13 protein-coding genes and 1 tRNA gene are annotated in these 15,380 nt (G+C 71.5%); 9 read left to right on the plus strand and 5 right to left on the minus strand.

Features of this window, described 5'->3' with window-relative positions; translation table 11 throughout:
* The first annotated feature begins 191 nt into the window (after positions 1-191).
* The 7 genes from SSP08S_RS30100 to SSP08S_RS30130 are packed head-to-tail and all read left to right on the plus strand — an operon-like array spanning position 192 to position 7,636.
* The gene (locus SSP08S_RS30100; RefSeq protein ID WP_019071368.1) at positions 192-614 is read left to right on the plus strand and encodes a phage tail protein; all 423 of its coding nucleotides are present in this window, start codon (positions 192-194) and stop codon (positions 612-614) included.
* Positions 615-634: 20 nt separating this feature from the next.
* Positions 635-1,354, plus strand: coding sequence for a CIS tube protein (locus SSP08S_RS30105; protein ID WP_019071369.1), 720 nt, complete (start codon positions 635-637; stop codon positions 1,352-1,354).
* Positions 1,354-3,261 carry a VgrG-related protein gene (locus tag SSP08S_RS30110; RefSeq protein WP_019071370.1) on the plus strand — a complete coding sequence of 636 codons (1,908 nt, stop codon included), beginning with the start codon at positions 1,354-1,356 and terminating at the stop codon, positions 3,259-3,261. Before SSP08S_RS30105 ends, SSP08S_RS30110 begins: the two co-directional genes overlap by 1 nt.
* A gap of 37 nt (positions 3,262-3,298) precedes the next feature.
* On the plus strand, positions 3,299-3,745 hold the full coding sequence (locus SSP08S_RS30115; RefSeq protein ID WP_019071371.1) for a GPW/gp25 family protein: 447 nt from the start codon (positions 3,299-3,301) through the stop codon (positions 3,743-3,745).
* A 3-nt stretch (positions 3,746-3,748) separates the two neighbouring features.
* Positions 3,749-5,707: a putative baseplate assembly protein gene (locus tag SSP08S_RS30120; protein ID WP_019071372.1), complete on the plus strand. Its 1,959-nt coding sequence runs from the start codon at positions 3,749-3,751 to the stop codon at positions 5,705-5,707.
* A 31-nt stretch (positions 5,708-5,738) separates the two neighbouring features.
* On the plus strand, positions 5,739-6,305 hold the full coding sequence (locus SSP08S_RS30125) for a phage tail protein (RefSeq protein WP_026178952.1): 567 nt from the start codon (positions 5,739-5,741) through the stop codon (positions 6,303-6,305).
* Entirely contained in the window at positions 6,302-7,636 is a 1,335-nt protein-coding gene (locus SSP08S_RS30130) for an NADase-type glycan-binding domain-containing protein (RefSeq protein WP_019071374.1), read from the plus strand. The genes SSP08S_RS30125 and SSP08S_RS30130 overlap by 4 nt, the downstream gene beginning before the upstream one ends.
* A 15-nt stretch (positions 7,637-7,651) precedes the next feature.
* Here SSP08S_RS30130 and SSP08S_RS30135 read toward each other — a convergent pair whose 3' ends face one another.
* On the minus strand, positions 7,652-8,110 hold the full coding sequence (locus tag SSP08S_RS30135; protein WP_019071375.1) for a cupin domain-containing protein: 459 nt from the start codon (positions 8,108-8,110) through the stop codon (positions 7,652-7,654).
* Positions 8,111-8,271: 161 nt separating this feature from the next.
* On the opposite strand from SSP08S_RS30135, the gene SSP08S_RS30140 reads away from it, so the two are divergent.
* Positions 8,272-8,886, plus strand: a complete 615-nt coding sequence (locus tag SSP08S_RS30140; RefSeq protein WP_019071376.1) for a TetR/AcrR family transcriptional regulator — start codon at positions 8,272-8,274, stop codon at positions 8,884-8,886.
* A gap of 18 nt (positions 8,887-8,904) precedes the next feature.
* Here the strand turns inward: SSP08S_RS30140 and SSP08S_RS30145 are convergent, their stop codons facing one another.
* The 3 genes from SSP08S_RS30145 to SSP08S_RS30155 form a co-directional block, all read right to left on the minus strand.
* Entirely contained in the window at positions 8,905-11,268 is a 2,364-nt protein-coding gene (locus SSP08S_RS30145; RefSeq protein WP_019071377.1) for a hypothetical protein, read from the minus strand.
* Positions 11,269-11,271: 3 nt separating this feature from the next.
* A tRNA-Gln gene (locus SSP08S_RS30150) sits at positions 11,272-11,344 on the minus strand.
* A 51-nt stretch (positions 11,345-11,395) separates the two neighbouring features.
* Positions 11,396-12,421 carry a lysylphosphatidylglycerol synthase transmembrane domain-containing protein gene (locus tag SSP08S_RS30155; protein ID WP_019071378.1) on the minus strand — a complete coding sequence of 342 codons (1,026 nt, stop codon included), beginning with the start codon at positions 12,419-12,421 and terminating at the stop codon, positions 11,396-11,398.
* A 219-nt stretch (positions 12,422-12,640) separates the two neighbouring features.
* On the opposite strand from SSP08S_RS30155, the gene SSP08S_RS30160 reads away from it, so the two are divergent.
* A complete protein-coding gene (locus tag SSP08S_RS30160; protein WP_019071379.1) occupies positions 12,641-14,116 on the plus strand; it encodes a glycoside hydrolase family 3 N-terminal domain-containing protein in 1,476 nt (491 codons plus the stop codon).
* A 3-nt stretch (positions 14,117-14,119) separates the two neighbouring features.
* Here SSP08S_RS30160 and SSP08S_RS30165 read toward each other — a convergent pair whose 3' ends face one another.
* Positions 14,120-15,376 (minus strand): glycoside hydrolase 5 family protein, encoded by a 1,257-nt coding sequence (locus SSP08S_RS30165; protein ID WP_019071380.1) that lies wholly within the window; start codon positions 15,374-15,376, stop codon positions 14,120-14,122.
* Between the last annotated feature and the right edge of the window lie 4 nt (positions 15,377-15,380).

Genomic DNA, 15,380 nt, shown 5'->3' on the forward strand with positions numbered 1-15,380 from the left:
GACTTCCAGCTCGACGAACTCGTGCACCGGATCATCGGCCGCATCACCCGCCTGATCCGCACGGAACTCCGTCTGGACCGCGAACGGATCGGCAAGCTCCGCGACCCCCGCCACTGACCGCCACGGCAACGCACCCCACCGCATCACCCCACAGCGTCACCGCCCCGCAACGACAGAAAGGCCCACCCCCGATGTCCCGCCTCGACCCGGGCTCCACCATCTGGTTCACCCTCAGCATCGACGGCGAGAGCCTCGGCTACTTCAACGGGTGCGAAGGGCTGTCGTCGCAGGTGGAGATCGAGCACCGGCAGGAGGGCGGCAACAACGGCTTCGTATGGCAACTCCCCACCCGCGTCACCTTCTCCACCATCCGGCTGACCCGCCCGCTCACCCCTGACACCTCCAAGGTCGCCAAGTGGATCTCCTCCGTGCAGACCGGCATCAGGCGCCCCACCGGACAGATCGCGGCGCTGCGCGCGGACGGGTCGGAAGTCGCGCACTGGGGGCTGATCGACGTGCTGCCGGTGAGCTGGCAGGGGCCCTCCCTCGACCCGGCCGGACCCGCCGTCGCCACCGAGGTGCTGGAGATCGCCCACCACGGGTTCACGGACTAGGCGCGGGCGGGAGACACACCATGGCCACCAGCAAAGGCGCCGGCAAGAGTCTCGTGCGCGCCAGTCTCGCCATTCACGAGCCGCCCGTCGGCGGCAGCACCACCCCGGGCGGACTCATCAAGACCTTCTCCTTCGACTTCAACCCGGCGCAGCTCTCGCTCACCCGCCGCGCCCAGTGGAAGACGACCCCCGCACAGATCGAACGGGACGGCTCACTGCCGGAGTTCATGGGTTCGGAGCCACGCGAGATGAGCGTCGAGATCTTCCTCGACTCCTCCGACGAGCCCTCCAGCAACTCCGTGCTGAAGAAGGTCGAGTCGCTGCTCGCCTGTTGCGATGTGACCACCAAGTCCATTGCCGCGAAACAGCCTTCACCGCCCTGGGTGGTGTTCCAGTGGGGGTCCTTCTCCACCGCGCGCTTCACCGCCTACGTCTCCTCCGTCGAGGCCGCCTACTCGCTCTTCGGGACGACCGGCGTGCCCATCCGAGCCACCTGCCGACTGCAGTTGCACGAGATCCCGAGCAACACCAAGGGCCAGAACCCGACTTCGGGCGCGCTCACCGCCCGTCGCGTGCACCGGGTCGTAGCGGGCGACTCGTTGCAGTCGCTGGCCTGGCGGGAGTACGGCGACTCCGCCGCCTGGCGGGCGATCGCCGAGGCCAACGGGATCGACGACCCGACACGGCTCGCGAACGGTGTCGAACTCGTCCTGCCCGCCGCCGAGGAGGTGCGTGCCTGATGGTGAAGTCCGCGTTCTCGAACGTCGTCGAGGTGAAGATCGGCGGGGCCAAACTACCCTCCGAGTACGCCCGTTGCCTCGTCGACAGCTACGTCGACCAGGGCGTCGGCGTCCCGGCGGCATTCCGGCTCACCTTCCGGGACCCGTACCGGCTGATCCTCGGGAAGCTGGGCATCACCTTCGGGACGAAGGTCGTCATCGCACCCGTGGCCGACGGACAGGGCGCCTCCGATCCGCTGCTCACCGGTGAAGTCACGGGACTTGAGGCCGACTACGACGGCACCGGCACCTTCACCGTCGTGCGCGGCTACGACTTCGGGCACCGGCTGCTGCGCCAGCGCCGCGTCGCCGCCTACCGCAACCAGAGCGCCTCCGACATCGCCCGCAAACTCGCCGCCCAGGACGGCGTGCCGATCGGGCGGATCACTTCCACGCGCACGGTCTACGAGTTCATCTCCCAGTCCAACGTGACCGATTGGGACTTTCTCGCCCGGCTCGCGGACGAGAACGAGATGGTCATGTCGGTCGACGCCGACGGCAAGTTCCAGTTCGTGGCGCCCAAGCCGTCGTCCGGTGCGCCGTCGCCCGACACCGACGGCGACAAGAGCCCGTTCGTGCTCCAGGCCGGGCACGACATCCTGCGGCTGCGGGCCGCCGTGACCGCCGCCGATCAGGTCGGCAGCGTGGAGGCGCGCGGGTGGGACGTCACCACCAAGAAGAAACTCACCGCCACTTCGCCCGGCACCTCCAACCCGGGCATCGGCATCGGCACCACCCCGGGCGCGGCGGCCGGCAAGTTCAAGACGGCCAAGCTGGTCGAGACGGGCACGCCCTACGACAAGCAGACCGAGGTCAAGTTCGCCGCCGACGCCCTCGCCGACGACGTGACTTCTTCCTTCGCCGAGCTGGAGGTCGTCGCCCGCGGAAATCCCAAACTGCGCCCGGGAGTTCCGGTCGCGCTCGCGGACGTGGGGACGCCCTTCGAGGGCAAGTACACGGTCACCTCCGTACGGCATGTCTTCGGCGACGGCAAGCACTACGAGACCTGGGTGACGGTCAGCGGACGGCAGTGGCGCTCGCTGTACGGGCTCGCCTCGGGCGGCTCGGAGACCGCGCCCCGGCTGCCCGGTGTCGCCAACGCCCTTGTCACGGACGTCAATGACCCGCTGAAGCAAGGGCGGGTGCGGCTCCAGTTCCCGTGGCTGGACGACACCTATGTCAGCGACTGGACGCGGACCGTGCAGCTGGGCGGGCTCGGTGGCGGCGGGGTGTTCCCCATGGACGTCAACGACGAGGTGCTGGTCGCCTTCGACCGAGGGGCACTTGACCATCCGTTCGTGATCGGCGGGCTCTACAACGGCAAGGACAAGCCGACCGTGGTGAGCGATGTGCCGTTGCACGACGCCGTACGGAAGAAGGCGAGCCGGCACACGCTCTCCGACCGGGACGGCAACCGGCTGGACCTGCTCAGCCAGAAGACCGGCGGCCGTAAGCAGGGGGTCCGACTGACCTCCGGGGACAAGCAGTTGACGATCAACCTCGACCGCACGAACACCGAGATCGTCGTCGACAGCAAGGGCGACGTCACCATCAAGGGCAGCCACTCGGTGTCGGTCGAGGCCGGTCGTGATCTCACCCTCAGCGCCCGGCGCAGTCTCACCATCAAGAGCGGCGGGCCGCTGACCATGGAGGGGCGGGGGCTGATCAACATCAAGTCGACCACCGGAGCCATCACGTTGGACGCGATGGGCGCCCTCAACATGAAGGCGATCGGCAACGCGATGCTCACCGCGGGCGCGAGCGTCCAGATCAACTCCATTGCCAACGTGGGCATTCGGGCCGTCACCGTGCCGATCATGGGCGTGGTCACCCTCAACGGCCTGGTGCCGATGGTGATTCCGGCATGAGCGGCCCAACGGGCAAGGAACAGGCGGGTGTTGGCTGATGGCCGAACAATTCGTGGGCTCTGGCTGGTCGTTCCCGCTGCGCATCGGGCCGACCGGCGGTATCGCGCTGGTCAGCGGGGAGCGCGAGGTCGAGGAGGCGATCCGGCTCGTGCTGTCCACGGCACCGGGCGAGCGCCCGATGCGGCCCGACTTCGGCTGCGCGATCCACGACCTGGTCTTCGCGCCGGTCAACGAGCAGACCGCGGGCCGTATCCAGCACGAGGTGCACGTCAGCCTCGACCGCTGGGAGCCGCGCATCGAGGTCGAGGACGTCGAGGTCACCGCGGGCACCGAGCAGAGCGTGCTCTACATCGACGTCCGCTACTCGATCCGCGGTACCAACAACCCGCGCAGCCTCGTCTTCCCCTTCTACGTCATCCCGTCCCACGACGAGCCGGACGACACCCCCACTGCGCCCGGCACGGCTGCTGAAAGCGACTACTGACCGATGGCTCTGCCCTCCCCGAACCTCGACGACCGGCGCTTCCAGCAGTTCGTCGACGACGCCAAGCGCTACATCCAGCAGCGCGCCCCGGAGTGGACCGACCACAATGTCTCCGACCCCGGCGTCACCCTCGTCGAGACGGTCGCGCACATGGCCGACCAGATCGTCTACCGCCTCAACCGGGTGCCGGACAAGAACCACTTGGCCTTCCTCGACCTGGTCGGCATCACGCTCTTCCCGCCGTCGGCGGCCCGCACCGACGTCACGTTCTGGCTGTCGGCCCCCCAGGAGGAACCGGTACAGGTGCCGCTGGGCACCGAGGTGGCGACGATGCGCACCGAGGGCGAGGAGGCGGTCGTCTTCGCCACCGAGCGCGAACTCGCCGTCGTACCCACCGCGTTGCGGCATCTCGTCGTGCAGCACCGGGGCAAGCAGGTCGTCGACCGGACCCACGACCTGGCCGAGGGCAACCATGTGATGTGCTTCGCCGAGTCGCCCGACCCCGGCGACTCGATGCTGTTCGGGCTGACCGCCGCCGTCCCGCACTGCGCCCTCGCTCTCGAACTGGACAGCCGCGTGGACGGAGTCGGCGTCGACCCGCGCCAACCGCCCCTCGTGTGGGAGGCCTGGACCGCCGACGGCTGGCATGCCTGCGAGGTGGACCGCGACGGCACGGGCGGCCTCAACCGCCCCGGCGCGGTGGTCCTGCACATCCCCGGCGGCCACACCCTGTCCCGCAACGGCGGCCAGGAAGCCGGCTGGCTGCGCTGCCGTGTCACCGAACCCCACCCCGACCAGCCCTTCTACACCACCTCGCCGACCGTCCGCTCCGCCGAGGCCTTCACCATCGGCGGCACCACCACCGTCGTCCACGCCGACACGGTCCACGACGAGGCACTCGGCGAGTCCACCGGCCTGCCGGGGCAGCGGCTGCGGCTCGCGCACACACCGGTCGTCGGCGACAACCCGCCGCTCCTCCTCCAGACCGCCGAGCAGGAGGGCTGGACGGACTGGCAGGTCGTCCCGCACTTCGCCGCCTCCGGCCCGTACGACCGCCACATCACCCTCGACGCGGCCACCGGCGAACTCGCCTTCGGCCCCGCCGTCCGCGAACCCGACGGCACTCTGCGCCAGTACGGCATGGTCGCCCCCAAGGGCTCGGTGATCCGCGCCCGCCGCTACCGCACCGGCGGCGGCCGGTCCGGCAACGTGGCACGCGGCGCCGTACAGATCCTGCGCAGCTCCATCCCGTATGTCTCCGAGGTCGTCAACCGCGAGGCGGCGCGCGGGGGAGTGGACGGTGAGACCGTCCAGGAGGCCAAGACCCGCGCCCCGATCACACTGCGCGCCCAGGAACGGGCGGTCACCCTCCGGGACTACGAGGAGCTGTCCCGCCGGGCCGCCCCCGAGACCGCCCGCATCACCTGCCTGGAGGGCGACGAGGGCGAGCACGGGGCCTATGCCGTACGGGTGTTGGTGGTCCCGCAGGCCGTCCCCGACCCCGGCGGACGACTCCGCTTCGAGCAACTCGTGCCCGGCGACGCCCTGTTGGAGCGCATCACCCGGCATCTCGACGAACGGCGGCTGATCGGGACCCGGTTGGCGGTCGGGCCGCCCTTCTACCAGGGCGTCACCGTGGTCGCCACGGTCCACGCCTTCCGGGGCGTCGACACCGACCGGGTGCGCCGTCAGGCCCACGACGCCCTCTACCGCCACCTCGACCCGCTCACCGGCGGATCGGACGGAAAGGGCTGGCCGTTCGGGCGCCCCGTGCAGTCCGGCGAGGTGTTCGCGGTGCTCCAACGCGTGCCCGGCGTCGAGCTGGTCGACGAGGTCGTCCTGCACCCCGCCGACCCGCTCACCGGCAAGCGCGGCGACCCCACGGACCGCATCGACCTGGAGCGGCCGTCCCTGGTGTTCTCCTTCGACCACCGCGTCCGCGTGATCGGAGACGGCGCGTGAGTATGACCAACTCCCTGTCAGGAGGCCCGCGTTGAGGGGATCAGTGGACGGCCTCGGCTCCTCCGCGCCGATCGGCGCGATGCTGCCCGCCGTGTTCGCCGACGACGACCTCGCCCAGCGCTTCGTCGCAGGGCTCGACGAGGTCGTAGCGCCGATCCTGAGTGTGCTGGACTGCCTGGACACGTACTTCCGGCCGTCGCTCGCACCGCTCGACTTCGTTCAGTGGCTGGGCAGTTGGGTCGGCGCGGAGACCGACGGCAGCGAACCGGAGGCGCGGCTGCGGGCCGCCGTGGCCGCCGCCACGTACCTGCACCGCATCCGCGGCACCCGGCGCGGCCTGGCCGAAGCCGTCCGGCTCGCCTTCGGGGTCGAACCCGAGATCACCGAGAGCGGCGCCGCCGACTGGAGTGCCCGGCCGCTCGGCCCGGTGCCCGGCGAACGCAGCCCCCGGCTGCACGTCCACCTGCGTCTGCCCGCGCCCACCACCCTGGACAGCCACCGCCTCGACGCCCTCGTGGCGGCGGCCCGCCCCGCCCATGTGCCGTACACGGTCCAGGTCACCACCACCGTGCCCGCCGAAAGGAACCCCGAGAGATGACGACCACCCAGAGCTGCGCCGAATGCGGAACCCGCGCGGAACCGGGCCAGTCGTTCTGCGACGCCTGCGGGGCCGTCCTGAGCTGGACGGACCGCGCGGGCGCCCGCGCCGGTGCGGCGGCCGAACGCGGTGCGGTCAACAGGGTTCCGGGACAGCGGGGTTCGGCCGAGGACGACCCGGCGGCCCGACTCGACGCACTGTCCCTGCGGCTAGATGCGATGGCCGCCGAGTCGTACGACTCCGCCGGCACGGGCAGCCTGCCGGAACCCGAGAACGACGACGCGTCCCACCCCGCGACCCGCCTGGACGCGGACCCGGCGGCCGCCGCGGCCCCGCCGCAGACGCCGTACCCGCACCCCTCCTCGACCCTTGCGCCCCACCTTCCCCACGACGGGACCGTTCCAACTCAGCCGGTGCCCGCCACCCCGCCGGAGTCAGAGGCCGAGCGAGCCCGGCGTCTCCTCGTCCCGGTCGACGACCCCGAGCCCCGGCAGGCTCTCTCCGTGGCGCCGGTGCTGCCCGGCCGCCCGGTGGCCGCGCGTCCGCAGTCCGTGTGGGCGCCCGGTGTCGAACCGGGCGCGGTCGGCGGGGTGCCCTGCCCCTGGTGTGCGACGGCGAACCGGCCGGACCGGCACTACTGCGCGCGGTGCGCGATGCCCATGGCCGGCGACGAGCAGGTCCCCGGCCGGCTGCCCTGGTGGCGGCGGCTGCTCACCTTCCGCAGCGGTGAGATCCCGTGGGCGGGGGACCGGCCGCGGCTGCGCCGCACCTTCGACCGGGTGCTGACCTGGATCGGTGCCGCGATCGTGCTCACCCTGCTGATCGTGCTGGCCGTCAACATCCCGCGCGGGGTCCAGGCGGCGAAGGACCACTTCGCCAAGCGCGCCCCCGTCTCTCCGGACCGTGTCACCGCTTCCCGCTCCTTCCCGGGCCACAAGCCGGAGTTGGCCTTCGACAAGCTGAACAACACCTGGTGGGGGCCGGGTCTGTCGCAGTCCGGCGAGGGGCAGTGGCTGGAGGCCAAGTTCGACGAGCCGACCCGACTGCTGGACGTGCTGATCACCCCGGGCGTCTCCACCCGCGCCGACCAGCTCAACCAGTCGGCGCTCCCGCACCGTATCGAGGCGAGGATCACCACGGCCGACGGAAAGACGAGCACCCGCGAACTCAGTCTCGACCAGGGAGCCGGAGCCCAGCGCCGGGCCTTCCGGGTCGGTGACGTCACCTCGGTGCGCTTCACCCTCGAGTCCGCCTACGGAACCTCGGGAAGCAAGCAAGTGGCCATCGCCGAGATCGAGTTCTTCGGCCCGTCGAACTCGGGCGGCTCCTGACGTACGGCGGCCGGCTCAGGCGTAGTCGGTCGCGGGGACCGTGGCGTAGTGGCTCATCATCTCGATGGTCGACTCGGTGTTGAACTCCCGGCCGCCGGCGATCATGTCCCGCAGGTCCCGGAAGTACTGCACGAACAGGTCGGGCGTGAAGGTGTTGATCATCACCGCGGGTTCGTCGCCGGGGTTGGCGAAGGTGTGCGGGGCGCCGGGCGGGATCATCGCGAGGGTACCGGCCGGGGCCACGTGGACGGTCTCGCCGACGATGAAGTGCACGGTGCCGGAGACGACGTAGAAACCCTCGTCGTGCTCGCCGTGGCGGTGCTGCGGCGGGCCCTGGGTGCCCGGGGCGAGGGTGATCTCGCCGATGCCCAGGCGGTGGCCGGTGGTGCTGCCGTCCTCCAGGATGCGCATCGTGACCGGTCCAAGACGGATTCTCTCGCCGTCGTCCGGACCGACCACGGAAACCTCGTTCATCTCGAACTCCCTTGTGTTCGGCGTGCGTTGTGCGCCCTCAGGAGAGTAGGACAGCAAGCTGGCAACTCTCGTCATGCAAGTAGACTCTCATGACGAGAGTCGGTCGTGATAAAGTGCGGAAGGGACGGCAGCGACGAGCGAGACGGGGATGTGACGAACCGATGGCGACTACCCAGACGGACACGGGCCGCAGCAATCAGAAGAAGCGCACCCGTACGGCGATCGTCGACGCGGCCCGGGTGCTGATCGGCGCGGGCAGCGAGGTGACCATGCCCGAGATCGCCCGCGCCGCCCTGGTCTCCGAGGCCACCGCCTACCGGTACTTCCCCGACCTTCCGTCCCTGATCGGCGAGGCCCTGGCCGGTGTATGGCCCGCCCCGGAGGAGGCGCTCCAACCGGTCGCCGACTCCCGTGATCCCGTCGAACGGGTCGCCTACGCCTGCGAGTTCCTGCTGCGGGGTGTCCTGGCCCGGCAGGGCGGGGTGCGCGCCATGATGGCCGCGACCATCGTCCGCCCCGACGCGGAGAGCATGCGGCCCGGGATCCGTTTCGGCCTCATCGACCATGCCCTCGCCCCCCTGGACGGCACCCTGGGCGTGACCGACCCGGACGCGTTCACCCAGCTCAAGCGGGGTCTCGCGGTGGTCGTCGGCGCGGACGCCCTGTTCACCCTCACCGACCAGCTGGGGCTCACCCCCGACGAGGCCGTCGCCAGCGCCGTACGCACCGCGAAGACCCTGACGGAGGCGGCGGTGCGCACGGCGGCGGAGGGCTAGGGCCGGCGCCGAGACCACTCAACTGTCCTTCGCCGACCGCCCAGTTGGATCGCTCGCCAGCCAGTGGCCGTCCGTGGTCCAGCCGAGCAGCCGACGGGCCCGGCCGCCGTCCGCCGTACCGTCCGGGCCGAAGCCGCCGCCGTCCACGACCAGCCGCAGCCCCGCCAGGGCGGGCGCGAGACGCGCCGCGACATGGAACGGGTACCGGCCCGTCTCCTCGTCCAGGCCGCCGAGCACCCGCCGTTGCTCGGCGGGCCGGCAGAGCGACAGATGGAACACCAACTGCCGCCAGGCGTACGCCGCGTCCTTGATCGTGGCGTACGGCCGCGGGTTGCGGTGCACCCGGCCCGTCAGCCGGCACACGGTCACGAAACAGCGCCGCGCCAGCTCGGCCCAGCCCGGCTCGGGGGCGATGCCCACCCGGTGGACCAGTGTGGCCAGATTGTGCGTGGTCAGGATCTGCGACTGCTCGATCACCTTGCCGTTCTCCGCCACCCAGGACCCCTGCGAGGCACCGGACTTCGGTCCGGCGGCCGGTGCCGAGGACGCTGCCACCGCACGCTCCGCGCACAGCCGCGCGAACCCCGGAGAGGTCCGGTTCCTGTCCGAGCGGCCCTTGGCCTCGCTCGCCTCGGCGATCGCCAGCTCACCGATCAACGCGTAGTCGATGCCGTAGTACCGCTCGTACAGCGAACCGCCGAGCAACTCGCCCGCGATCCCGGCCGCCACCAGGAACTTCGGCCCGAAGGCGTTCATGAAGATGTCCGCGGCCAGTTCCTCGACCAGCGGGGCGCCCAGCGCGGACTGGCGGGCGAGCACGCCGAGTTCACGTACGAGCGGGTTGGGCAGGATCGTCCCCGGGAACCCCTGCACGGCCAGCTCTCCCAACTGCCGCAGCACCAGAGCCGCTTCGGCCGAGCCGTCACCGCGCTGGGCGGCCACCGCCCGCACCCAGGGCAGTTCCTCGATCCGGACCTGCCGCTCCAGGTTGAGCAGGAGCAGCGAGCGGCGGTTGCGGAACGCGCGGTAGTTCGCGGCCATCAGGGTCCGCAGCGCCTCGTCGTCGTAGGCCCGTGCGCTGGTGACGGCCACCAACTGCGGTACCAGTTCGGCCAGTACCTCGGACGACGGGACAACTCCCCGCTCCACCAGGACCTGGACCGGTGCGCTCAGCGCGCCCTCGACCACCCGGCTGATCGCGGGCGGGAGTTGGGCGCCGGCGGAGACGCCGGTCTCCCGCTCCTCCGGTTCGGACACGGGGGCCAGTACGGGGGTGAGATCGGCGATGCCCGACTCCTGGGGCAGCACGGCGAGCCGGCCCAACACCACCTGCGCCAGGGCGTGATGGGAGGGCAGAGCGGCCTGGACCCGCTGTGCGCGCCGCAGTTCGGTGTGCGCCGGCGATCCCGGCAGCCCGCGCCGCCGCACCATCGATGCGACGGCGTGCCGCAGCAGCCCGAGCCGACGCGCGTCCAACTCCCGCCCGGCGACGGTCTCCTCCAGCGCGCCGCGCAGAATGCCCAGGTTCCCCTTCGGGCTGCGGTGCTTCCCGCAGCGGGTGTGCTCCCCGGCCAGCAGTCGGTAGCGGCTCAGCAGTTCGCCGCCTCGGGCCAACCAGCTTGCGTCCGGGGTGAGTTCGAGCACGCGGCCGTCCGCCCCGCCCGCCGTCTCCAGCCAGTGCGCGAGCAGCTCGTCCCCGAACGGCTGCCATACGGCGAGTGCCTCGCGCTGCGCCTCCACGGCCGCGTTCGGACGCCGCCGGACCAGCCTGTTCACGGTGTCGTCGACGGTACGGCGGTGCAGCGCGTCGGTGCCGTCCGAGACGGGCCGGCCGGTCGACGGGCGGGGCAGGAACCGGAGTTGACCGGCGAACGGCTCCAACTCCGCGACCAGGTCCAGCGCGGCGGCCGGCTCCCCGTGCCGCACCAGCCACGCCATGGTGAGCAGCGCGCCCTCCTCCGGCACGGTCACCTCGTACCGCCCGCTGTTCAACTGCCCCCACAGCCAGGTGAGTCCGGTGTCGGTGAGACAGTGCGCGAAGAGCGCCCGCCGGTCCGCGGGCACCCCGAACCGCTCCGCGAGCCTGATCTCGTACGGCTGGAGCGGGCCACCCGCGCTCGGCGTGCCCGTGGCGAAGCCGCCGCGCACCACCTCGGGGGTGACCCAGGACGGCAGCCCTGCCACCGGGGTACGCGAACCGATCGTCAGCCGGCCGCCCGCCATTCCCGCGAGCACGGCGCGCCAGCGCTGCGCGCGGCCCTCCGCGCGGCCGCGGGTGTCGGCGTCCTCGTGGGTCAGCGCGGTCGTGAAGGCCTTGGCCAACTGGCCCAGGGCATAGCCGGGGGCCGCGGTGAGGTGCTGCTGCTCAGCGTCGTCATCCATAAGCCGACGTGGCGGGTACCGCCCCCGCGCCCTCCGGGTCCAGAGCCCGGTGCTCTCCTGACTGAGCTACACGCCGATGAGCAGCGACGTTAGAGGTGGAACAGGCGGCCGTACAAGTGGATTTCGGTCACAGCACCTTCCGGTGGACCAGCGCCGACAGCATCAGCGCCCCCGGCAGCAACGGCACCCACACCGTCAGGACGCGGTAGCCGATGACGCTCGCCGTGGCCAGATCCATGGGGGCGCCGAACGCGACCATCGTGAACACCGTCGCCGCGTCCACGGGACCGATCCCGCCGGGCGCGGGCACGGCGCCGACCGCGGTGCTGGCGGCGAGGAACGCGAGCACCACCTGCGCCCAGGACAGCGGCATGCCGAGCGAGGCCCCGACGGCGAAGATCACGGTCGCCTGGAGCACGGGAGCGGCGGCGGCCCCGCCCCACAGGGCGAGGATCCGGCTGGGCATGGTGTGCAGCTGCCGTACGTCCGTCAGAGCGGTGCGGACGCAGCGGAGCACCGGGCTGCGCAGTCGGCGTACGGCGCACAGCAGGACGGTGACCGTGGTGAGAGCGGTCGCCAGGCCGCCGACGGCGAGGAGCAACGACCAGCCTCTGGGGGCGAGTTGGCCGAAGCGCAGCATCTCGGGGAAGGAGATGAGGAAGACCAGCAGCACAAGTGTCTTCGCGATCGGCCGGACGAGTGAGTAGAGGGCGAGCGAGGCGGTGGCGCGGGGGAGGGGGATGCCCTGGCCCTGGAGGAAGCGCAGCGTGACGGCGTGGGCGCCGATGCTGGCCGGCAGGGCGTGGTTGGCCGCGCCGGCCGCGAACTGCGAGGCGATCAGCAGACCGGTCGGCAGCCGGTCCGGCACGGCACCCTGGCGGACCAGGGCGGCGGTGCCCCAGCCGAGGCAGGTGAAGAAGAACGCGGCGAGCAGCCACCAGGGGTCGGCGGAGGCGAGCCGGGCGGTGCCCTCGTACATCGCACGCCAGTCGACCGCCGCCCACACCACGATCAGCAGCAGGGGCAGCAGGGTCAGGACCTTGGTGGCGAGGCGTGCGGCGGAGGGGAGTCGGAAGGGGACGGGGGCGGGAGTGGGGCCGGTGGTGGAGGCGGGGAGCGGCCCGGGGATCTCTTCGAGCGGAAGCAGGGACACGAGGCGAAACGTTCCCATCCGGTATGACGCAGTGGTGTCGGGAAGCGGAAGGGGCGCGGGCGGCTGGGCGAAGCGGACGGCGCGGATGAAGCGGAGCGGACGGCGCGGACGAAGCGGGCGGACGCCCCGGTTGAAGCGTAGCCGTGTCGAATTCATTGCCTGAATCAACAATCCATCGGTTTGTTGACTTTAGGTTGAGCGAGCCATTTGAATTCCAGTATGACCCACGCCGAGCGTTCGTCCGCAGCCATCGCCCTCCCCGTCGACCTCGACGAGGCGGCCCACCGCTGTCTGGTCGCCGGTTTCGACGGTGCGACGACCGTGCCGGACACGCTCAAGCGGCTCATCGACCGCGGCCTCGGCGGAGTCATCCTCTTCACCCGCAACATCCGGGACGCCGGTCAGGTGCGCCGGCTCACCGACGAGCTCCGCGCCCTGCGCCCCGACCTGCTCGTGGCCATCGACAACGAGGGCGGTGGCATCGGCCATCTGGTGAACGCGGGCGCCCCGGACGTCCCCGGCTCCTACGCCCTCGGTGTCGTCGACGACCCGGCCCTGACCGCGCGGTGCGCCGACGCCCTCGCCGGCCACCTCGCCACGCTCGGCATCACCGCCTCGTACGCCCCCGTCGCCGACCTGCAACACCAGCCGCGCAACCCGATCGTGCGCACCCGCTCCTTCGGCGCCGACCCCGAACTGGCCGCCCGCCATCTGCGCGCCTGGATCACCGCCACCGACGTCCGCGGCATCGCCTCCTGCGCCAAGCACTTCCCCGGCCACGGCGGCACCATCACCGACAGCCATCACGGCGTCGCGATCGACCCGCGGCCCTACGACGAACTCCTCGTCGACCTCGAACCGTTCCGCGCGGCCGTCGCCGCGGGCGTGCCCATGCTGATGAGCGCCCATGTCGTCTTCCCGGCCCTGGACGCCAACCGCCCCGCCACCCTCAGCCGCCGCATCCTCGGCGATCTGCTCCGCCTCGACCTCGGCTTCGACGGCGTCCTCGTCAGCGACGCGCTGGAGATGAAGGCGATCGCCGACGAGTACGGCGAAGCGGCCGGCGCCCGGATCGCGCTCGCCGCCGGAGCGGACCAAGTCATCGTCGCCGTACCGGACTTGGCGGTCACCCTGGCCTGCCGGGACGCCGTCCTCGACGCACTGCACGCCCGCATGCTCGCGGAGGAGCGGGTCTGGGAGGCGGCCGGCCGGGTGCAGCGGCTCGCCGAGCGGTACGCGACACCCCGCCAGGCGGTCGCCCCCTGGGACGCGAATGCCGGCCTTGAGGCAGCCCGGCGCGCCGTCCGCACCCGGCCCCTGCCGCCGCCCGTGCGCGGCGCCCATGTCGTCGACCTGTTCCCGGCCCCGCACCCCGCTCTGAACTGGGGCGGCGAGGACCTCCTCACCGAACTCCGCGCCATCGACCCCACGGCCACCGGCATCGCACTCAACGAGGAGCCGGCCGACCCCGCCGCCCTCGTCGACGCGATCGGGGACCGCAGCGCACCACTGGTCGTCGCCACGTCAGACGCCGTCCTGCACCCCTGGCAGGCCCGGCTGCGCGACACCCTGGTGGCCCGGCGGCCCGGCGCGATACTCGTCGACACCGGCCTGCCGGAGGGCGGCACCCTCTGCTCCTACGGCCGTGGCCGGGTCAACCTGCGGGCGGTCGCGGAGGTACTGGCCGACGCGTGACCGTCACGGCAGGTGTACGACTTCCTTGATGCCGCGTGCCGCCAAGTACCGCTGGTCCTCGGCCCGTTCGGCCAGGACGACCGCCGGACGCACGCCCTCCGTGCGCAGCCGCATCCACTCCTCGAAGTACGCGCCGCCGGGACCGGACACGGACCGGGTGCCCGGGGCGCAGTCCAACACCAGGGCGGTGTCGCGGAGTCGGACGGTGTGCGGCTCGGCGATCGCGGCGGCGAAGGCTTCGGCGATCGGCTTGGCGCGGCCCGCCGAGTCGAACAGGCCCAGGGTGTATTCGAGTTCGGGATAGTCGGCGAGCGAACGGTCCACGTCGTGCGAGCACCACCACGTCACACCCCACAGTCCCTCGCACTCGGCCGCGTTGCGCACGGTCGCGCGCGCGAACTCCGGGGCGTCGGCCGCCGGGATGTGCGGCTCCGGCGCACCCGTCTCCTGGACCCAGACGGGCCGGGCCGGGTCGACGGCGTACGCCTTCGCCAACTCCGTTCCGTACTCGGCGAGATGGAGCACCTGTGGGGAACGCGGACCGTAGCGGCGGGCGCAGTCGCCCGAGAACACCCACGGGTGCACGGTGGTCAGATCGCCCTTGCGGGCCGAGGCCTCCGGGGTGAACGGATGGTCGTCGCCGTACCAGGCGGCGTCGTACGCGGAGTGCGTGACCAGCCGGTCCGGCGGCAGCTGCTCGCGGGCGGCGGCCAGCAGGGTGTCGAGATAGTGGTCCACCTCGTCCGTCGTCACCGGGTTGTGCTCCACCAAGTTGTTGAGCTCGTTGCCCAGTTGGAGCCCGATCAGGTTCGGGCGGTCGGCGAGGGCGCCGCCCAGGGTGCGCAACAGCTCCGCCTGGGCGGTGATCGCCTCCGGGTCGGTGAACACATTGCGGTGGTGCCAGCTGCGGGTCCACTCCGGATAGAAGTCGAAGCTGGAGAGATGACCCTGAACGCCGTCCACGAGGACGTCGAGGCCCGCCTCGCCCGCCAGGTCGACCAGATGCACCAGCTGGTCCACCGCGCTCCTGCGGATCAGCGTGCGATTGGGCTGGAGCAGGGGCCAGAGGTGGAAGATCCGGACGTGGTCCAGGCCGAGCCCGGCTATCTGGGCCAGGTCCTCACGGGCGTGCGCCGGGTCGAAGTCGTGCCAGGAGTGGAACCAGCCGCGACGCGGCGTGTAGTTGACGCCGAAGCGAAGCGTAGGAATGGGATCCTCCCCGGGTCCGGTCTTGCCCTCCGTGAATGTATCAACCACCATAGTC

This window comes from Streptomyces hokutonensis (assembly GCF_000376565.1).
GTDB lineage: Bacteria > Actinomycetota > Actinomycetes > Streptomycetales > Streptomycetaceae > Streptomyces > Streptomyces hokutonensis.